The organism is Saccharothrix sp. DSM 118769 (assembly GCF_052936295.1).
The window spans coordinates 7,416,792-7,431,410 of the sequence record NZ_CP193627.1 but is presented as its reverse complement, the minus strand read 5'-3'; the positions used below and the strand labels follow the sequence as shown (position 1 = coordinate 7,431,410).

12 protein-coding genes are annotated in these 14,619 nt (G+C 74.2%); 8 read left to right on the top strand and 4 right to left on the bottom strand.

The features are described 5' to 3' along the window. Positions 1 to 13: 13 nt before the first annotated feature. Positions 14 to 2,827 carry a BTAD domain-containing putative transcriptional regulator gene (locus tag ACRAKJ_RS30990; RefSeq protein ID WP_438923182.1) on the bottom strand — a complete coding sequence of 938 codons (2,814 nt, stop codon included), beginning with the start codon at positions 2,825 to 2,827 and terminating at the stop codon, positions 14 to 16. 310 nt (positions 2,828 to 3,137) lie between these two features. Between ACRAKJ_RS30990 and ACRAKJ_RS30985 the strand changes: the two genes are divergently transcribed. After that, entirely contained in the window at positions 3,138 to 3,338 is a 201-nt protein-coding gene (locus ACRAKJ_RS30985) for an Rv0909 family putative TA system antitoxin (RefSeq protein ID WP_438923183.1), read from the top strand. Positions 3,339 to 3,455: 117 nt separating this feature from the next. On the opposite strand, the gene ACRAKJ_RS30980 is transcribed toward ACRAKJ_RS30985, so the two are convergent. Together ACRAKJ_RS30980 and ACRAKJ_RS30975 are read right to left on the bottom strand one after the other, a co-directional pair. Next, positions 3,456 to 3,683, bottom strand: coding sequence for a hypothetical protein (locus tag ACRAKJ_RS30980; protein ID WP_438926507.1), 228 nt, complete (start codon positions 3,681 to 3,683; stop codon positions 3,456 to 3,458). Between the two features lie 73 nt (positions 3,684 to 3,756). After that, positions 3,757 to 4,143, bottom strand: coding sequence for an ATP-binding protein (locus ACRAKJ_RS30975; RefSeq protein ID WP_438926508.1), 387 nt, complete (start codon positions 4,141 to 4,143; stop codon positions 3,757 to 3,759). A 136-nt stretch (positions 4,144 to 4,279) separates the two neighbouring features. On the opposite strand from ACRAKJ_RS30975, the gene ACRAKJ_RS30970 reads away from it, so the two are divergent. Next, positions 4,280 to 4,603, top strand: coding sequence for an anti-sigma factor antagonist (locus ACRAKJ_RS30970; RefSeq protein WP_438926509.1), 324 nt, complete (start codon positions 4,280 to 4,282; stop codon positions 4,601 to 4,603). 17 nt (positions 4,604 to 4,620) lie between these two features. Here ACRAKJ_RS30970 and ACRAKJ_RS30965 read toward each other — a convergent pair whose 3' ends face one another. Further along, positions 4,621 to 9,066, bottom strand: coding sequence for a HAMP domain-containing protein (locus ACRAKJ_RS30965; RefSeq protein WP_438926510.1), 4,446 nt, complete (start codon positions 9,064 to 9,066; stop codon positions 4,621 to 4,623). A 95-nt stretch (positions 9,067 to 9,161) separates the two neighbouring features. Between ACRAKJ_RS30965 and ACRAKJ_RS30960 the strand changes: the two genes are divergently transcribed. From ACRAKJ_RS30960 to pcaC, 6 genes are all read left to right on the top strand, one after another. Further along, on the top strand, positions 9,162 to 10,550 hold the full coding sequence (locus tag ACRAKJ_RS30960) for a SpoIIE family protein phosphatase (RefSeq protein ID WP_438926511.1): 1,389 nt from the start codon (positions 9,162 to 9,164) through the stop codon (positions 10,548 to 10,550). A 210-nt stretch (positions 10,551 to 10,760) separates the two neighbouring features. Continuing rightward, complete coding sequence (pcaH, locus tag ACRAKJ_RS30955; RefSeq protein WP_438926512.1) at positions 10,761 to 11,480, top strand: protocatechuate 3,4-dioxygenase subunit beta; 720 nt, start codon at positions 10,761 to 10,763, stop codon at positions 11,478 to 11,480. Continuing rightward, positions 11,473 to 12,036 (top strand): protocatechuate 3,4-dioxygenase subunit alpha, encoded by a 564-nt coding sequence (gene pcaG / locus ACRAKJ_RS30950; RefSeq protein WP_438926513.1) that lies wholly within the window; start codon positions 11,473 to 11,475, stop codon positions 12,034 to 12,036. The genes pcaH and pcaG overlap by 8 nt, the downstream gene beginning before the upstream one ends. Continuing rightward, positions 12,011 to 13,372 carry a 3-carboxy-cis,cis-muconate cycloisomerase gene (gene pcaB, locus ACRAKJ_RS30945; RefSeq protein WP_438926514.1) on the top strand — a complete coding sequence of 454 codons (1,362 nt, stop codon included), beginning with the start codon at positions 12,011 to 12,013 and terminating at the stop codon, positions 13,370 to 13,372. The genes pcaG and pcaB overlap by 26 nt, the downstream gene beginning before the upstream one ends. Continuing rightward, a complete protein-coding gene (gene pcaD, locus ACRAKJ_RS30940; protein WP_438926515.1) occupies positions 13,369 to 14,118 on the top strand; it encodes a 3-oxoadipate enol-lactonase in 750 nt (249 codons plus the stop codon). Before pcaB ends, pcaD begins: the two co-directional genes overlap by 4 nt. Beyond that, positions 14,115 to 14,573 carry a 4-carboxymuconolactone decarboxylase gene (gene pcaC / locus ACRAKJ_RS30935; RefSeq protein ID WP_447008761.1) on the top strand — a complete coding sequence of 153 codons (459 nt, stop codon included), beginning with the start codon at positions 14,115 to 14,117 and terminating at the stop codon, positions 14,571 to 14,573. The genes pcaD and pcaC overlap by 4 nt, the downstream gene beginning before the upstream one ends. Positions 14,574 to 14,619: the final 46 nt, after the last annotated feature.

The window sequence follows — 14,619 nt, the reverse complement described above, 5'->3', positions numbered from 1 at the left end:
CGGGCACCGGGCGTCAGGCTTGCTGCGGCAGCTGGTCGAGGCGGGCCAGTTCGCGCTCCACGCGCGCCGCCGGGACGACCCGCCCCTGGGCGCGGAACAGCTCGACGGCCTCCTCCCAGGCGGCCCGGGCGTCGTCGAGCCTGCCCAGGGAGACCAGCGGGTGGCCGATGCCCTCCAGGGCCTCCGCCGCGCCGTAGACGTGGTCGAGCTCGCGGAACAGGCCGAGGGCCTCCAGGTAGCGCTCCAGGGCCTGCTCGTGCCGACCGGCGCTCTGCGCGATGTAGGCGAGGCTGTCCAGGGAGGCGGCGATGCCGTTGCGGTCGCCGTGCTGCCGGTGCAGGGCCAGCGCCGCCTCGCAGTGCTCGGTGGCCCGGTCCGGCACGTCGAGCAGCGCGTAGTACCAGCCGACCATGTTCAGCGCGACCGCCTCGCGCGCCCGGTTGTCGCCCGCCCGCAGCACGTCGAGCGCCCGGAGGCTGTGCTCCAGGGCGCGCGGCACGTCGTCGTGCAGCTCCCACGCCCACGCCAGCGCGACGTGCGTGTGCGCCAGCAGGTACCCGTCGCCGGTCGCCGAGGCCAGCGCGACGGCCCGGTCCAGGTGGCGCATCGCCTCCTCGTGCCGCTGCACCTTGGCGCAGGAGAAGCCGACGTTGCGGAGCACCAGCACGCGGGTCGACGGGTCGGTGACGTGGTCGACCGCCACCAGGGCGCCCTGCCACAGCCGCAGGTTGTCGTGCAGGTGGCCGCGGCGCACGTGGAACGGCATCGTGAGCATCGCGAGCTGCCACACCGGCGCCCACCAGCCCCGCTCGGCGGCGGCGGCCTGCACGGCCAGCAGGCAGCCCTGCTCCGCCTCGAACCAGGCCACCGCGGTCAGGTCGTCCGGCAGCGGCAGCGGCCGGCAGCCCGGCACCGGCGGCGCGAGCTCCACGGGCGTCGCGGCGGGGTCGAGCACCCCGTAGCCGGTGTGCGAGGTCCGCACGTAGAAGTCCACGACGCGGCGCAGCGCGGCGTCCACGTCGGCCGCGTCGAGGTCGCGCCGCGCCGTCCCGGCGGCGTAGCGGCGCACCAGGTCGTGCATCCGGTACCGGCCGCGCGGGTCGCGGGAGAGCAGCGACGCCTGCTCCAGGTCGCGCAGCACGGCCCGCGCGCGGGCCGGCTCCAGGCCGGTCAGGTTCGCCGCGGCGTGCAGGTCCAGGTCCGGGCCGGGGGCCACGCCCAGCAGCCCGAACACGGTCGCCTGCTCGGCGGTCAGCGCCCGGTGCGACCAGGACAGCACGGCGGAGACGCCCACCGACGGGTCGTCGTCCAGCGCCTCCGGGCCCAGGTCGCGCAGCTCGGCCGCGAGCGCGCCCAGCCGGACGTCCGGCCTCATCCGCGCCCGGGCCGCGATCACGCTCAGCGCCAGCGGCAGGCCGCCGCACAGGCGGACCAGCTCGTCCACCGCGCCCGGTTCGGCGGTCACCCGCGCCCGGCCCAGCCGGGTGGCCAGCAGGTTCCGCGCCTCGTCGTCGGACAGCACGTCGAGCGCCACGTGCTCCGCGCCGTGCCCGGAGATCAGGCCGCTGAGCTGGTTGCGGCTCGTCACCAGCACCAGGCACGAGTCGGTGCCCGGCAGCAGCGGCGCGACCTGCGCGGTGTCCACCGCGTTGTCCAGCACGACCAGCAGCCGCCGGTCGGCCACCAGCGACCGGAACAGCGCGCCCTGCGCGTGCGGCGCGACCGGGACGCGGCCCGGCTCCACGCCCAGCGCGTCCAGGAACCCCCGGATCGCGACCGAGGGGTCCATCGGCCGCCGGTCCGGGCTGAACCCGCGCAGGTCCACGAACAGCTGGCCGTCCGGGAAGCGGTCGGCGTAGCGGTGCGCCCAGTGCAGCGCGAGCCACGTCTTGCCGATGCCGCCCGACCCGGCGATGGCCGAGATCACCACCGCCCGCGACGACCGGGCCAGGTTCTCGTCCAGCGCGGCCAGCTCGTCCTGCCTGCCCACGAACGACGTCGGCGCGCCCGGCAGCTGGCGCGGTGTCACCGCCGGCACGACGGGCGCGGGCGCCGGGGCGGGCGGGGCCGCGGGCCGGGGCGGCGAGGGCAGCAGCGAGGGGTCGGCGGTGAGGATGCGCCGGTGCAGCTCCCGCAGCTCCGGGCCGGGGTCCGCGCCCAGCTCGGCGACCAGCCGCGCGCGGAACCGCTGGTAGTGCTCCAGCGCGTCGGCGGCGCGCCGCCCCCGGTACAGGGCCAGCACGTACTGCCCGGCGACCCGCTCGTCCAGCGGGTGCTCGGCGGCCCGCAGCGACAGCTCCGCCACCAGCTGCTCGCCCTGCCCCAGCCGCAGCCGCACGTCGGTCAGGTCGCACTCGACGACGAACCGCTCCTGGTGCAGCCGGTCGCGCTCGGCGGCGGCCCACGCGCTGCCCAGCCCCGTCAACGCCTCGCCGCGCCACAGCTCCACCGCCGAGCCCAGCAGCTCGTGCACCCGCGCGTCGTCGCCGGCCGAGGTCGTCGCCCGGGTCCTCAGGTCGCGGAACCGGTGCAGGTCGACGGCGGTCCGCTCGGTGAGCAGCGCGTAGCCGCCGGACCGGCGCACGAGGCTCGCGGCCGGGCCGAGCGCCTGCCGCAGCCGCGACACGTAGCTCGACAGCGTGGCCTGCGCCCGCCGCGGCGGCTCGTCCCCCCAGACCCGCTCCACCAGCCGGTCCGCGGACACGACCTGGTTGACGTCGACGGCGAGCGCGGCCAGCACGCACCGCTGCCGCGCCGGACCGAGGTCGACCACCTGGTCGTCCACGCACGCCGCGACCTCGCCGAGCAGCCCGATCCCGACCGCCATACCACCCCCATGCGCCCCGGGCCCGCGCCCACCGGTACCCACCCCCACCTGCGCATTGCAGGAAGGTACAAGCAGTTCGCACGACAAGTCGTGCACAGTTCACGTCGAGGCGACCCGTCAGCGTGGGGGAGCGGGTCGCCTCGCTCAAGCCTTCCACAACCGCGCGTGCGGCCGACGGGCCGCCGACCGGGGACGTCCGACCTCCGGCCTCACTCGTTCGGGTGAGTCGGAGGTCTGCGGCGCGCGATCCGGGTAACCGCTGGTACGGGGTGTCCACGGGGGACGCGCCGGCGAGGAGGTTCCAGCGGACATGGGTATCGGTGACAAGTTCGACGAGCTGAAGGACAAGGCCAAGGACGCGCTGGGCCAGCACGGCGACAAGGCGGACCAGGGCGTCGACAAGGCCGGTCAGCTCATCGACGAGAAGACCGGTGGCCGGCACTCGGAGCACGTCCAGCAGGGCGCGGACAAGGCCAAGGAGGGCCTCGACCGCTTCGCCGAGGGTCGCTGACGCGCGGCCCGGTGACACCGCGCCGGCGGCACCATGCCGGTGGCACCGCGGAAGGGCCGCCCCCGTGCGGGGGCGGCCCTTCCGCGCGGGTCGGTGACCCGCGCTACCTCCTGGGACCTACGCCAGGCGGGACGCCAGCAGCTGCTTGCCCTGCTCGGCGCCCTTGCGGCTCTCGGCCTGCGCGCGGCGGAAGAAGGCCGCCAACTCGCTGTCGCCCGTCCGCTCGGCGTCGGCGATGTAGCCCTCCAGGCGCAGCGCGTTGCTCAGGCACGCCTCGACGAACCAGATGATGTTGTAGTCCTTGTCCTGGGTGCCGGTCACTTGACCGGCCTCACTGGTGGACACGTGACCTCCTCGGTGCTCGGTGTCACCACACCGGGTAACCCGCTGCCCGGCCGCGAAACCCCACCGGGGACCGTCAGGCCGACAGCTCCGCCCAGACGACCTTGCCCGTCGCGGTCGGCTCGGTGCCCCACGCGACGCTCAGCGCGGCCACGATGATCAGGCCCCGCCCCCGGGAGGAGTCGACCCGCACCGGCCGGGGGGTCGGCTGGTCGGGGGAGCGGTCGCCCACCTCGACGCGGAGGCCGTCCGCCGTCCGGGAGAGGGTCAGGTCCACCGGGCCGACCGCGTGGTCGACCGCGTTGGACACCAGTTCGGTCACCACCAGCGCCGCGTCCTCGGCCACGTCCACCGGCAGCTCCCAGGCCGTCGCGACGTCGGCGACCACCTGCCGCGCGTGCGCCGACGACGCCGCGGAGGCGGGCAGCGTCACGGCCACCGGCGCCGTTGGCTCGTTGCGCACATCCGCTCCCGTTGATCGGCCGTCACCGCATCGTCGCACATCCTCCTCCCCGATCACCTACTGGTCGGGTCGAGCGACGGCGTGCCGCGCGGTCGGTGGCGACGAGGGCCCGGTCGGGTGGCTAGGCTCGGGCCCCATGGAGTTGCAGGTGCGCAGTGAGGTGCGTGGCGGCTGGACGGTCGTCGCGGTGTCGGGTGAGCTCGACGCGGACAGCGTCCCGGTCCTGTCCGACCTGCTGGAGGAGAGCACCGCCGCCCGGGTGGTGGTCGACCTGAGCGGCGTGCCGTTCATGGACACCACGGGTCTGTCGCTGATGCTCGACTGGCACCGCCGCCTGGACGGCACGGGCGGGGAGTTCCGGATGGCGTCGTTGCAGCCCGCCGTGCACAAGCTGTTCCGCCTCACCGAGCTGACCGAGGTCATGCACATCCACGAGACCGTGGAGTCCGCCACCGCCTGACACCGGGCCCCGCCCGCTCAGTCCTGCTCCACCCCCAGGTAGAACGCGATCAGCCGCAGCAGGTGCTCGGTGTCCACGGGCTTGGTGACGTAGTCCGTGGCGCCCGAGGCCAGCGACTTCTCCCGGTCGCCCTTCATCGCCTTCGCGGTCACCGCGATGACCGGCAGGTCGGCGTAGCGGGACATGGCGCGGATCGCCGCCATGGTCGCGTTGCCGTCCAGCTCCGGCATCATGATGTCCATCAGCACCAGCGTGACGTCGTCGTACTGCTCCAGCGCGCGGACGCCGGTGATGCCGTTGTCGGCGTAGATGACCTGGAGCCCGTGCAGCTCCAGCACGCTGGTCAGGGCGAACACGTTGCGCAGGTCGTCGTCGACGATCAGCACCTTCTCGCCGTGGAAGCGCATCGGCGGCGGGGGCAGCTCGGACGGGGCGACCAGCGACTCGGGGGCCGGTTCGACCGGGGTCAGCAGCTCGGGCAGCTCCACCGGCTCGACCTCCGCCGGCGCCACGAGGCCCTGCTCGCCCAGCGGCAGGTACAGGGTGAACGTCGAGCCCACGCCCGGTTCGGAGCGGACGTCGAGCCTGCCCTCCAGCAGGGTCGCCAGCTCGCGGCTGATCGACAGGCCCAGGCCCGTGCCGCCGTACTTGCGCGAGGTCGTGCCGTCGGCCTGCTGGAACGCCTCGAAGATCACCGACAGCTTCTCCGCCGGGATGCCGATGCCGGTGTCCTGCACGTCGAACGCCACCGAGCCCTCGAACAACCGGATGCGCAGCTTGATCTCCCCCGCGTGGGTGAACTTCACCGCGTTGGACAGCAGGTTGCGCAGGATCTGCTGCACCCGGTGCTCGTCGGTGTGCAGCGTGCTCGGCACGTCCGGCTCGACGACGACCCCGAAGTCCAGGCCCTTCTCCGCGGCCAGCGGCGAGGTGAGCGCCTCCACGTAGGACACGACGTCGGACACCCGCATCGGGTCGGTCTGCACCTGCATGTGCCCGGCCTCGACCTTGGTCAGGTCCAGGATGTCGTCGATCAGCTGGAGCAGGTCGGTGCCGGAGGAGTGGATGGTGCGCGCGAACTCGACCTGCTTGGGGTTGAGGTTGCCGTCGAGGTTGTCGGCGAGCAGCTTGGCGAGGATCAGCAGGCTGTTCAACGGGGTGCGCAGCTCGTGGCTCATGTTGGCCATGAACTCCGACTTGTACTTCGACGCCGACGAGAGCTGCCGCGCCCGCGCCTCCAGCTCCACCGAGCCCGCCCGCAGCTCCTCGGTCAGGCGCTGCGACTCGGCCAGCAGGCTGTCCGTGCGGGCGTTGGCGAGCATCGTGTTCACGTTGACGCCGATGCTCTCCTTCAGCTGGTCCAGCAGGTCGAGGTGGACCTCGGTGAACTCGCCGAACGACCCCAGCTCGATCACGCCCAGCGTCTCGCCCTGGAACACGATCGGCAGGATCACCAGGTTCGACGGCGGCGCGGAGCCCAGGCCCGAGCCGACCTCCAGGTACCCCGGCGGCACGTCGGTGACCAGCACCGTCTTCTTCTCCACGGCGACCTGCCCGACCAGCGACTCGCCGCGCACGAACCGGGTGGGCCGCCCGCCCTGCGGCGACCAGCCGTAGGCGGCGGTCAGCTCCAGCACCTCGGACGTGCCGTTCACCAGGAAGAACGCGCCGTGCTGCGCGGACACCAGCGGGGTCAGCTCGCTCATCACCAGCGACGCCATCGCCTTGAGGTCGCGGTGGCCCTGCATCTGGCCGGACAGCCGGGCCAGGTTCGTCTTCAGCCAGTCCTGCTCCTGGTTGGCGCGGGTGGACGCCTTCAGGTTGCCGATCATCCGGTTGATGTTGTCCTTGAGGTCGGCGACCTCGCCGGACGCGTCCACGGTGATCTGCCGGGTCAGGTCGCCCGCCGTCACGGCGGTGGCGACGACGGCGATGGCGCGCACCTGGCGGGTGAGGTTGCCGGCCAGCTCGTTGACGTTCTCGGTGAGCCGCTTCCAGGTGCCGGAGACGCCCTCGACCTCGGCCTGCCCGCCGAGCTTGCCCTCCGTGCCGACCTCGCGGGCGACGCGGGTGACCTCGTCGGCGAACGACGAGAGCTGGTTGACCATGGTGTTGATGGTGGTCTTGAGCTCCAGGATCTCGCCGCGGGCGTCGACGTCGATCTTCTTGGACAGGTCGCCGAGCGCGACGGCGGTGGTGACCTGGGCGATGTTGCGCACCTGGTTGGTCAGGTTGTTCGCCATCGAGTTGACGTTGTCGGTGAGGTCCTTCCAGGTGCCCGCCACGTTCGGCACGCGCGCCTGGCCGCCCAGGATGCCCTCCGTGCCGACCTCGCGGGCCACCCGGGTGACCTCGTCGGCGAACGCGCGCAGCGTGTCCACCATGCCGTTGAGGGTGTCCGCGAGGGCGGCGACCTCGCCCTTGGCCTCGACGGTGATCTTCTGCGACAGGTCGCCGCGCGCCACCGCCGTGGCCACGTCGGCGATCGACCGCACCTGCGTGGACAGGTTGTCGGCCATGACGTTGACGTTGTCGGTGAGGCCCTTCCACGTGCCCGCGACGCCCGGCACGCGCGCCTGGCCGCCGAGGCGCCCGTCGGTGCCGACCTCGCGGGCCACGCGGGTGACCTCGTCGGCGAACGAGGAGAGCTGGTCGACCATCGTGTTGATGGTCGACTTGAGTTCGAGGATCTCGCCGCGCGCGTCCACGGTGATCTTCTGCGACAGGTCGCCGCGCGCGACGGCGGTGGTCACCTGGGCGATCGACCGGACCTGCGCGGTCAGGTTGTTCGCCATGAAGTTCACCGAGTCGGTGAGGTCGCGCCAGGTCCCGGCGACGCCGGGCACCTGGGCCTGGCCGCCGAGGCGCCCGTCGGTGCCGACCTCGCGGGCCACGCGGGTGACCTCGTCGGCGAACGAGGAGAGCTGGTCGACCATCGTGTTGATGGTGTCCTTCAGCTCCAGGATCTCGCCCCGGGCGTTGACGGTGATCTTCTGGGTCAGGTCGCCGCGCGCCACCGCGGTCGCCACCTGGGCGATGTTGCGGACCTGGTCGGTGAGGTTGCCCGCCATGAAGTTCACCGAGTCGGTGAGGTCGCGCCAGGTCCCGGCGACGCCGGGCACCTGGGCCTGGCCACCGAGCCGCCCGTCGCTGCCGACCTCGCGCGCCACGCGCGTCACCTCGGCCGCGAACGAGGAGAGCTGGTCCACCATCGTGTTGATCGTCGTCTTGAGCTGGAGGATCTCGCCGCGCGCGTCCACGTCGATCTTCTGCGACAGGTCGCCCTGCGCCACGGCGGTGGTGACCTGGGCGATGTTGCGGACCTGGTCGGTGAGGTTGCCCGCCATGAAGTTCACCGAGTCGGTGAGGTCGCGCCAGGTGCCGCCGACGCCGGGCACCTGGGCCTGGCCGCCGAGGCGTCCGTCCGTGCCGACCTCGCGGGCCACGCGGGTGACCTCGTCGGCGAACGAGGAGAGCTGGTCGACCATCGTGTTGATGGTCGACTTGAGCTGGAGGATCTCGCCGCGCGCGTCCACGGTGATCTTCTGGGTCAGGTCGCCCTGGGCCACCGCCGTCGCCACCTGGGCGATGTTGCGCACCTGGCTGGTCAGGTTGTTCGCCATCGAGTTCACGTTGTCGGTGAGGTCGCGCCAGGTGCCGGCGACCCCGGTGACCTGGGCCTGGCCGCCCAGGCGCCCGTCCGTGCCGACCTCGCGGGCCACGCGGGTGACCTCGTCGGCGAACGACGAGAGCTGGTCGACCATCGTGTTGACGGTCTCCTTCAGCTCCAGCATCTCGCCCGCCGCCGTCACGGTGATCTTCTGCGTCAGGTCGCCCTGCGCCACGGCCGTGGTGACCTGGGCGATCGACCGCACCTGCTTGGTCAGGTTGTCCGCCATGAAGTTCACCGAGTCGGTGAGGTCGCGCCAGGTGCCGCCGACGCCGGGCACCTGGGCCTGGCCGCCGAGCCGCCCCTCGGTGCCGACCTCGCGCGCCACGCGGGTCACCTCGCCCGCGAACGTGCGCAGCGTGTCCGTCATGGAGTTGAAGCTCTGCACCAGCGTGGCCACGTCGCCGCGCGCGTCGACCTCGATGTCCTGCGACAGGTCGCCCTCGGCGACCGCGGCGAGCACGCGGCTCAGCTCGGCGGTCGGCCGGGTCAGGTCGTCGATCAGGCCGTTCACCGCGTCGGCGGCCATCTCCCAGCCCACCGTGCCGGTGCTCGGCGCGAGCCGCTCGCCCAGCCTGCCCTCCTGGCCGACCGACTGGCGCACCCGCACCAGCTCGCCGACCAGCCACTGGTTGCGCTCCGCGATCTCGTTGAAGACCTCGGCCAGCTCTGCGCCCACGCCGTCCGCCTTGGGCACGACGAGGCGACGGCGGAAGTTGCCGTCCCTCATCTCCCGCATCGCGGTGAGCAGGCGGGCCAGGGTCACGTCCGTGTCGTCCTGGGCGGTCGTCACTCGAGCCTCCGATGTCAGCGGAACTGCGCCAAGCCTGCCACTGTTGGGGTCGGCTTGTCCGATAGGTTGGGTCGACCCGACACACAGGAGCCGTGATGGCCCAGGGCTACCGGCAAGGCGCCGACACGGGCCTCGACCTCGACGCGTGGCGCCGTCTCGTCGACGGCTTCCGCGAAGCCGTGGTCGTGCTCGACCGCGACGGCGTCGTCCGGCTGGTCAACCCCCTCGCGGCCGTCCTCTTCCCGGAGGCGCGGCCGGGCTCCGTGCTGTCCGCCCCCCACGGCCGCCGCCAGGACCTCGGCGACGGCTGGACGGCCTGGTACGAGAGGTCCGAGGACCACGTGGAGCGGGCCGTGCGGCGGCTGGCCGTGCTCACCGACCGGGCCGACGTGCTGCGCGCCGTCGTCGAGACGGCGCCCGCCGAGCGCACCGTCGTGGTGCTGCCGGGCCGCCGCGGCCGGCTGGAGTGGTGGCGGCGCACCCCCGCCGGCGACGTGGCGGTGGCCCGCACGGCACGGCAGGCCGTGGCGGGCGCGCCGGGCCTGGAGGCCGTCCTGGACGGTCTCGTCGAGCACGCCGACATCACCTGTTCGGATGACGGCCCGTGGGGCGGGTCGGGCGACGGCGTGGCCGTGCGGATGACCGGCGGCGGCGCCCTCCTGTGCTTCGGCCGGCGGGACCTGGAGCTGCTCAGGCGGTTCGCCGAACGCGCGTCGGCGGCGGTGGACGTGAGCACGCGGTTCGCCGACCGGGAGCGGACCGTCGAGGTGCTGCGGGCGAACCTGCTGCCCGCGCCGCTGCCGGACGTGCCGGGCGTCCGGCTGGCCGGGGTGTTCGAGCCCGCGCACCGGACCGCGATGATCGGCGGCGACTTCTACGACGTGCACCCGCGCGAGGACGGCAGCGCGGCGTTCGCGCTCGGCGACGTGGCGGGCAACGGCCTGGAGGCCGCCGTGCACAGCGGCCGGGTGCGGCAGAGCCTGCACACGCTGCTGCTCGTCGAGCAGCGGCCCGCGCAGCTGCTGCACCTGCTCAACGCGGCCCTGCGGGCGGCGGGCAGCCGGCTGTTCACCACCGTCGTGGTCGGCACGGTCGTCCCCGTGCAGGCGGGCGGCCTGCGGCTGAGCCTCGCCGCGGGCGGGCACCCCGCGCCCCTCGTGCTGCGCCGGGACGGGCGGGTCGAGGAGATCGCCGTGCACGGCGGGATCGTCGGCGTGCTGCCCGAGGTGCGGTTCCAGCAGACGACCGTGCTGCTCGCGCCGGGGGAGACGCTGCTGCTGTTCAGCGACGGCGTGACCGAGGCGCGCAAGGGCGACGACCGGCAGGAGCTGTTCGGCGACGCCCGGCTCAGGCGGGCGCTGGCCGACTGCGCGGGCCGCCCCGCCGCGGCCGTGGCCGAGCACCTGCGGCACGTGGTGTTCGGCTGGCTCGGCGCGGCGGAGCACGACGACCTGACGCTGCTGGTGCTCCAGGCCGAGGACTGAGCGCCACCCGCCGCACCCCCGTGCCACCGTCCACTCCGGACGCGTGCTCCCGGGACCCCCGTTGGCGGCGGTCGCGCGGGTCCCGGAGCAGGTCTTCCGGTGAGCGGAAGGACCCGTTGACCCCCGGTGGACCCGCTCAATAGCGTTCCGCGCACGTCGCCGCCGGTGGACCGGCGCCCGGCGCCCGGCACGACGACGAAGGAGAGCGCGGTGCCGACTCCGCACCACACCTACCGGCGGGACGCGCGGTCCCAGCCGCCGCTGGACTTCCCCGGGTACCGGTCGAACGTCCTGCGCACGCCGCACCGCCCGCTCGTGCTGCTGCCGCAGCGCCTGACCGAGGTCACCGGCCCGCTGCTCGGCGAGGGCCGCGTCGGCGCGCACGACAACGACCTCACCGCCGGGCACGGCGACGAGCCGCAGGGCCGGCGGATCATCGTGTCCGGCCGCGTCCTCGACGGCGACGGCCGGCCGGTCGCGGGCACCCTGCTGGAGGTGTGGCAGGCCAACGCCGCCGGCCGGTACCGGCACGACGGCGACCGCCACCCCGCGCCGCTGGACCCGAACTTCACCGGCGTCGGCCGCACGGTCACCGACGGGGAGGGCCGCTACTCGTTCACCACGATCCAGCCCGGCGCCTACCCGTGGCGCAACCACGACAACGCCTGGCGGCCCGCGCACATCCACTTCTCGCTGTTCGGCACCGCGTTCACCCAGCGGCTGATCACCCAGATGTACTTCCCGGGCGACCCGCTGTTCGAGCAGGACCCGATCTTCAACTCGGTGCGCGACCCGAGGGCCCGCGAGGCGATGGTGGCCCGCTTCGACCTCGGCACGACCGTGCCCGAGTGGGCGCTGGGCTACCGGTGGGACATCGTGCTGCGCGGCAAGAACCCCACCCCGCTGGAGGAGGAGGACGACGATGAGTGAGCTGTGGACGACGCCGTCGCAGACCGTCGGGCCGTTCTTCCGGCACGGCCTGGTGTGGGAGGACGGCCCGCACGTCGTGCCGGAGGGCACGCCGGGCGCGTTCTGGGTGACCGGCACGGTGTTCGACGGCGCGGGCGCGCCGGTGCCGGACGCGGTCGTGGAGACGTGGCAGGCGGACCCGGACGGCCGGTTCGACCACCCGGACGACCCGCGCGGGGCCGTGGCCCGCGCGGACTTCCGGGGGTTCGCCCGCAGCGCCACCGACCCCGACGGCCGCTTCGGCGTGTTCACCGTGAAGCCGGGACCGCTCCCGGCCGGGGACGGCCCGCCGGAGGCACCCCACCTCGACGTGTCGGTGTTCTGCCGGGGCATGCTGGTGCGGCTGGTCACCCGCACCTACTTCCCCGACGAGGAGGCCAACGCCGCCGACCCGGTGCTCACCTCGATCGACGACCCCGCCGCGCGGGACACGCTCATCGCCGCAAGCGTCCCCGGTGGCTACCGCTTCGACATCCACCTGCAAGGGGAGCATGAAACCGTTTTCTTCGACCTCTGACCACGGCGTCCGCTCCCTGTGGGGCCCGCTGTTCACCGACCCGGACGTGGAGGCGCAGGTCTGCGACCGGGCGTGGCTCAGGGCCATGCTGGACTTCGAGCGCGCCCTCGCCATCGTGCAGGCCAGGGCCGGCCTGGTGTCCGAGGAGGCGGCCCGGATGGTGGTCACCGCCATCGACGTCGGGCACTACGACCCGGTCGCCCTCGGCGAGGGCGCCCTGACCTCCGGCACGCCCGTGGTGCCGCTCGTCCGCGCGATCGGCGCGCACGTCACCACCGAGGGACGCGCCGCCGTGCACAACGGCGCGACCAGCCAGGACGTGATGGACACCGCGATGTCGCTGGTGGCGCACCGCGCCCTGGGGCCGCTGCTGTCCGGGCTGCGGGGCGTCGCCGACGAGTGCGCGCGGCTCGCGTCGCGGCACCGGGGCACCCTCATCGCCGGCCGCACCCTCACCCAGCACGCCCTGCCCACCACGTTCGGGCTCAAGTGCGCCGGGTGGCTCGTCGCGGTCGACGAGGCCGAGGCCGCGCTGGAACGGGTGCGCGCCACCCGCCTGGCCGTGCAGTTCGGCGGCGCGGCGGGCACGCTGGCCGCCGTGCAGGACCCGCGCGGCGACCTCACCGACCAGCTGGCCGCCGAGCTGGGCCTGGTCGCGCCGGTCGTGCCGTGGCACACCAACCGGACGCGGGTGGCCGAGCTGGCGTGCGCGCTGGGCGAGGTGTCCGGCGTGCTGGCCAAGATCGCGCTGGACGTCGTGCTGCTCGCGCAGACCGAGGTCGCCGAGGTGGCCGAGGGCGACGGCGGCACGTCGTCGGCCATGCCGCACAAGCACAACCCGGTGCGCGCCGTGCTGGTCACCGCCTGCACGCGGCGCGTGCCCGGCCTCGTCGCCACCGTGCTGTCCGCGATGGCGCAGGAGCACGAGCGGGCCGCGGGCGCCTGGCACAGCGAGTGGCACACCGTGTCGGAGCTGCTGAGGCTCGTCGGCGGCGCGGTGCGCGGCACCCGCGAGCTGCTGTCCGGGCTGCGCGTCGACCCGGAGCGGATGCGCCGCAACCTGGAGCTGACCGGCGGCCTGCTGATGGCCGAGAACGTGGCCGTGCGGCTGGCCGCCCGCATCGGCCGGTCCGAGGCGCAGGACCTGGTGGCCGAGGTGTGCCGCACCGCCGCCGCGGCCGGCCTGCCGCTGCGCGACGCGCTGCTCGCCGACCTGCGGATCGGCCTGTCGGAGAAGGAGGTCGACGACGCGCTCGACCCCGCCGGCTACGTCGGCAGCGCGGGTGAGTTCGTCGACCGCGCCCTCGCGGCGCACCGGGAGAGGGGACGACCGTGACGCTCCACCACGTGCTGAGCGGGCGACCGGACGGGCCGGTCGTCGTGCTCGGCCCCGCCCTGGGCACCACCACCGCCCTGTGGGAACCGCAGCTGCCCGCGCTGGAGGCCCGGTTCCGGGTGCTGCGCTACGACCACCGGGGCCACGGCGGCAGCCCGTCGCGCCCGGGGCCCTGCCGCGTCGACGACCTCGCCGAGGACGTCCTGGAGCTGCTCGACGCGCTCGACCTGCCCCGCGTGTCGTACTGCGGGGTGTCGCTGGGCGGCATGGTCGGCATGTGGCTCGCCGGGCACGCGCCGGAACGGGTCGAGCGGCTGGTGCTGTGCTGCACCGCGGCCGCGTTCACCTCCTCGCGGCCGTGGCTGGACCGGGCGGCGGTCGTGCGGGCGTCCGGCACCGCGTCCCTCGCGCCCGCCGTCGTGCGCCGCTGGTTCACCCCGGCGTTCCGCGCGGCGCGCCCGGACGTGGCGCCCGCGTTCGAGGCGGGGCTGGCCGCCGTGGACGACGAGGGCTACGCGGCCTGCTGCGAGGCGCTGGCGGCGCTGGACCTGAGGTCCGTGCTGCCCGCGATCGAGGCGCCCACCGCGGTCGTCGCGGGCGCGCACGACGAGGCCACGCCGCCGTCGTGCGGGCGGGCGATCGCCGACGCGGTGCCGGGCGCCTCCTTCCACGTCGTGGACGGGGCGCACCTGGCGAACGTGGAGGCGGCGGACGAGGTCGTGCGGGTCCTGGAGGCGCACCTGTGAGCCGGGAGGAAGGTGCGCGGGTGCGGCGGGAGGTGCTCGGCGACGAGCACGTGGACCGGGCGGAGGCGCGCACCGACGCGTTCACCGCCGACTTCCAGGACTTCATCACGCGCTACGCGTGGGGCGGGGTGTGGACCAGGCCGGGCCTGGAGCGGCGGGCCAGGTCGTGCGTCACGCTCGCGGTGCTGGCCGCGCTCGGGCACGAGCACGAGCTGGCGATGCACGTGCGGGCGGCGCTGCGCAACGGCCTCTCGCCGGACGAGATCGGCGAGGTGCTGCTCCAGGTCGGCGTGTACGCGGGCGTGCCCGCGGCCAACCGGGCGTTCGCGGTCGCCCAGCCGATCATCGCCGAGGTCCGGACCGGGCGCGGGGAAGACCAGCGCGGGGAAGACCAGCGCGGGGAAGACCAGCGCGGGGAGGACGGGCGCGGGGAGGACCAGCGCGAAGTGGGGTGACAGGTGGGGGCGGCGCACCGCGTGCGCCGCCCCCAGCACCGTTCCC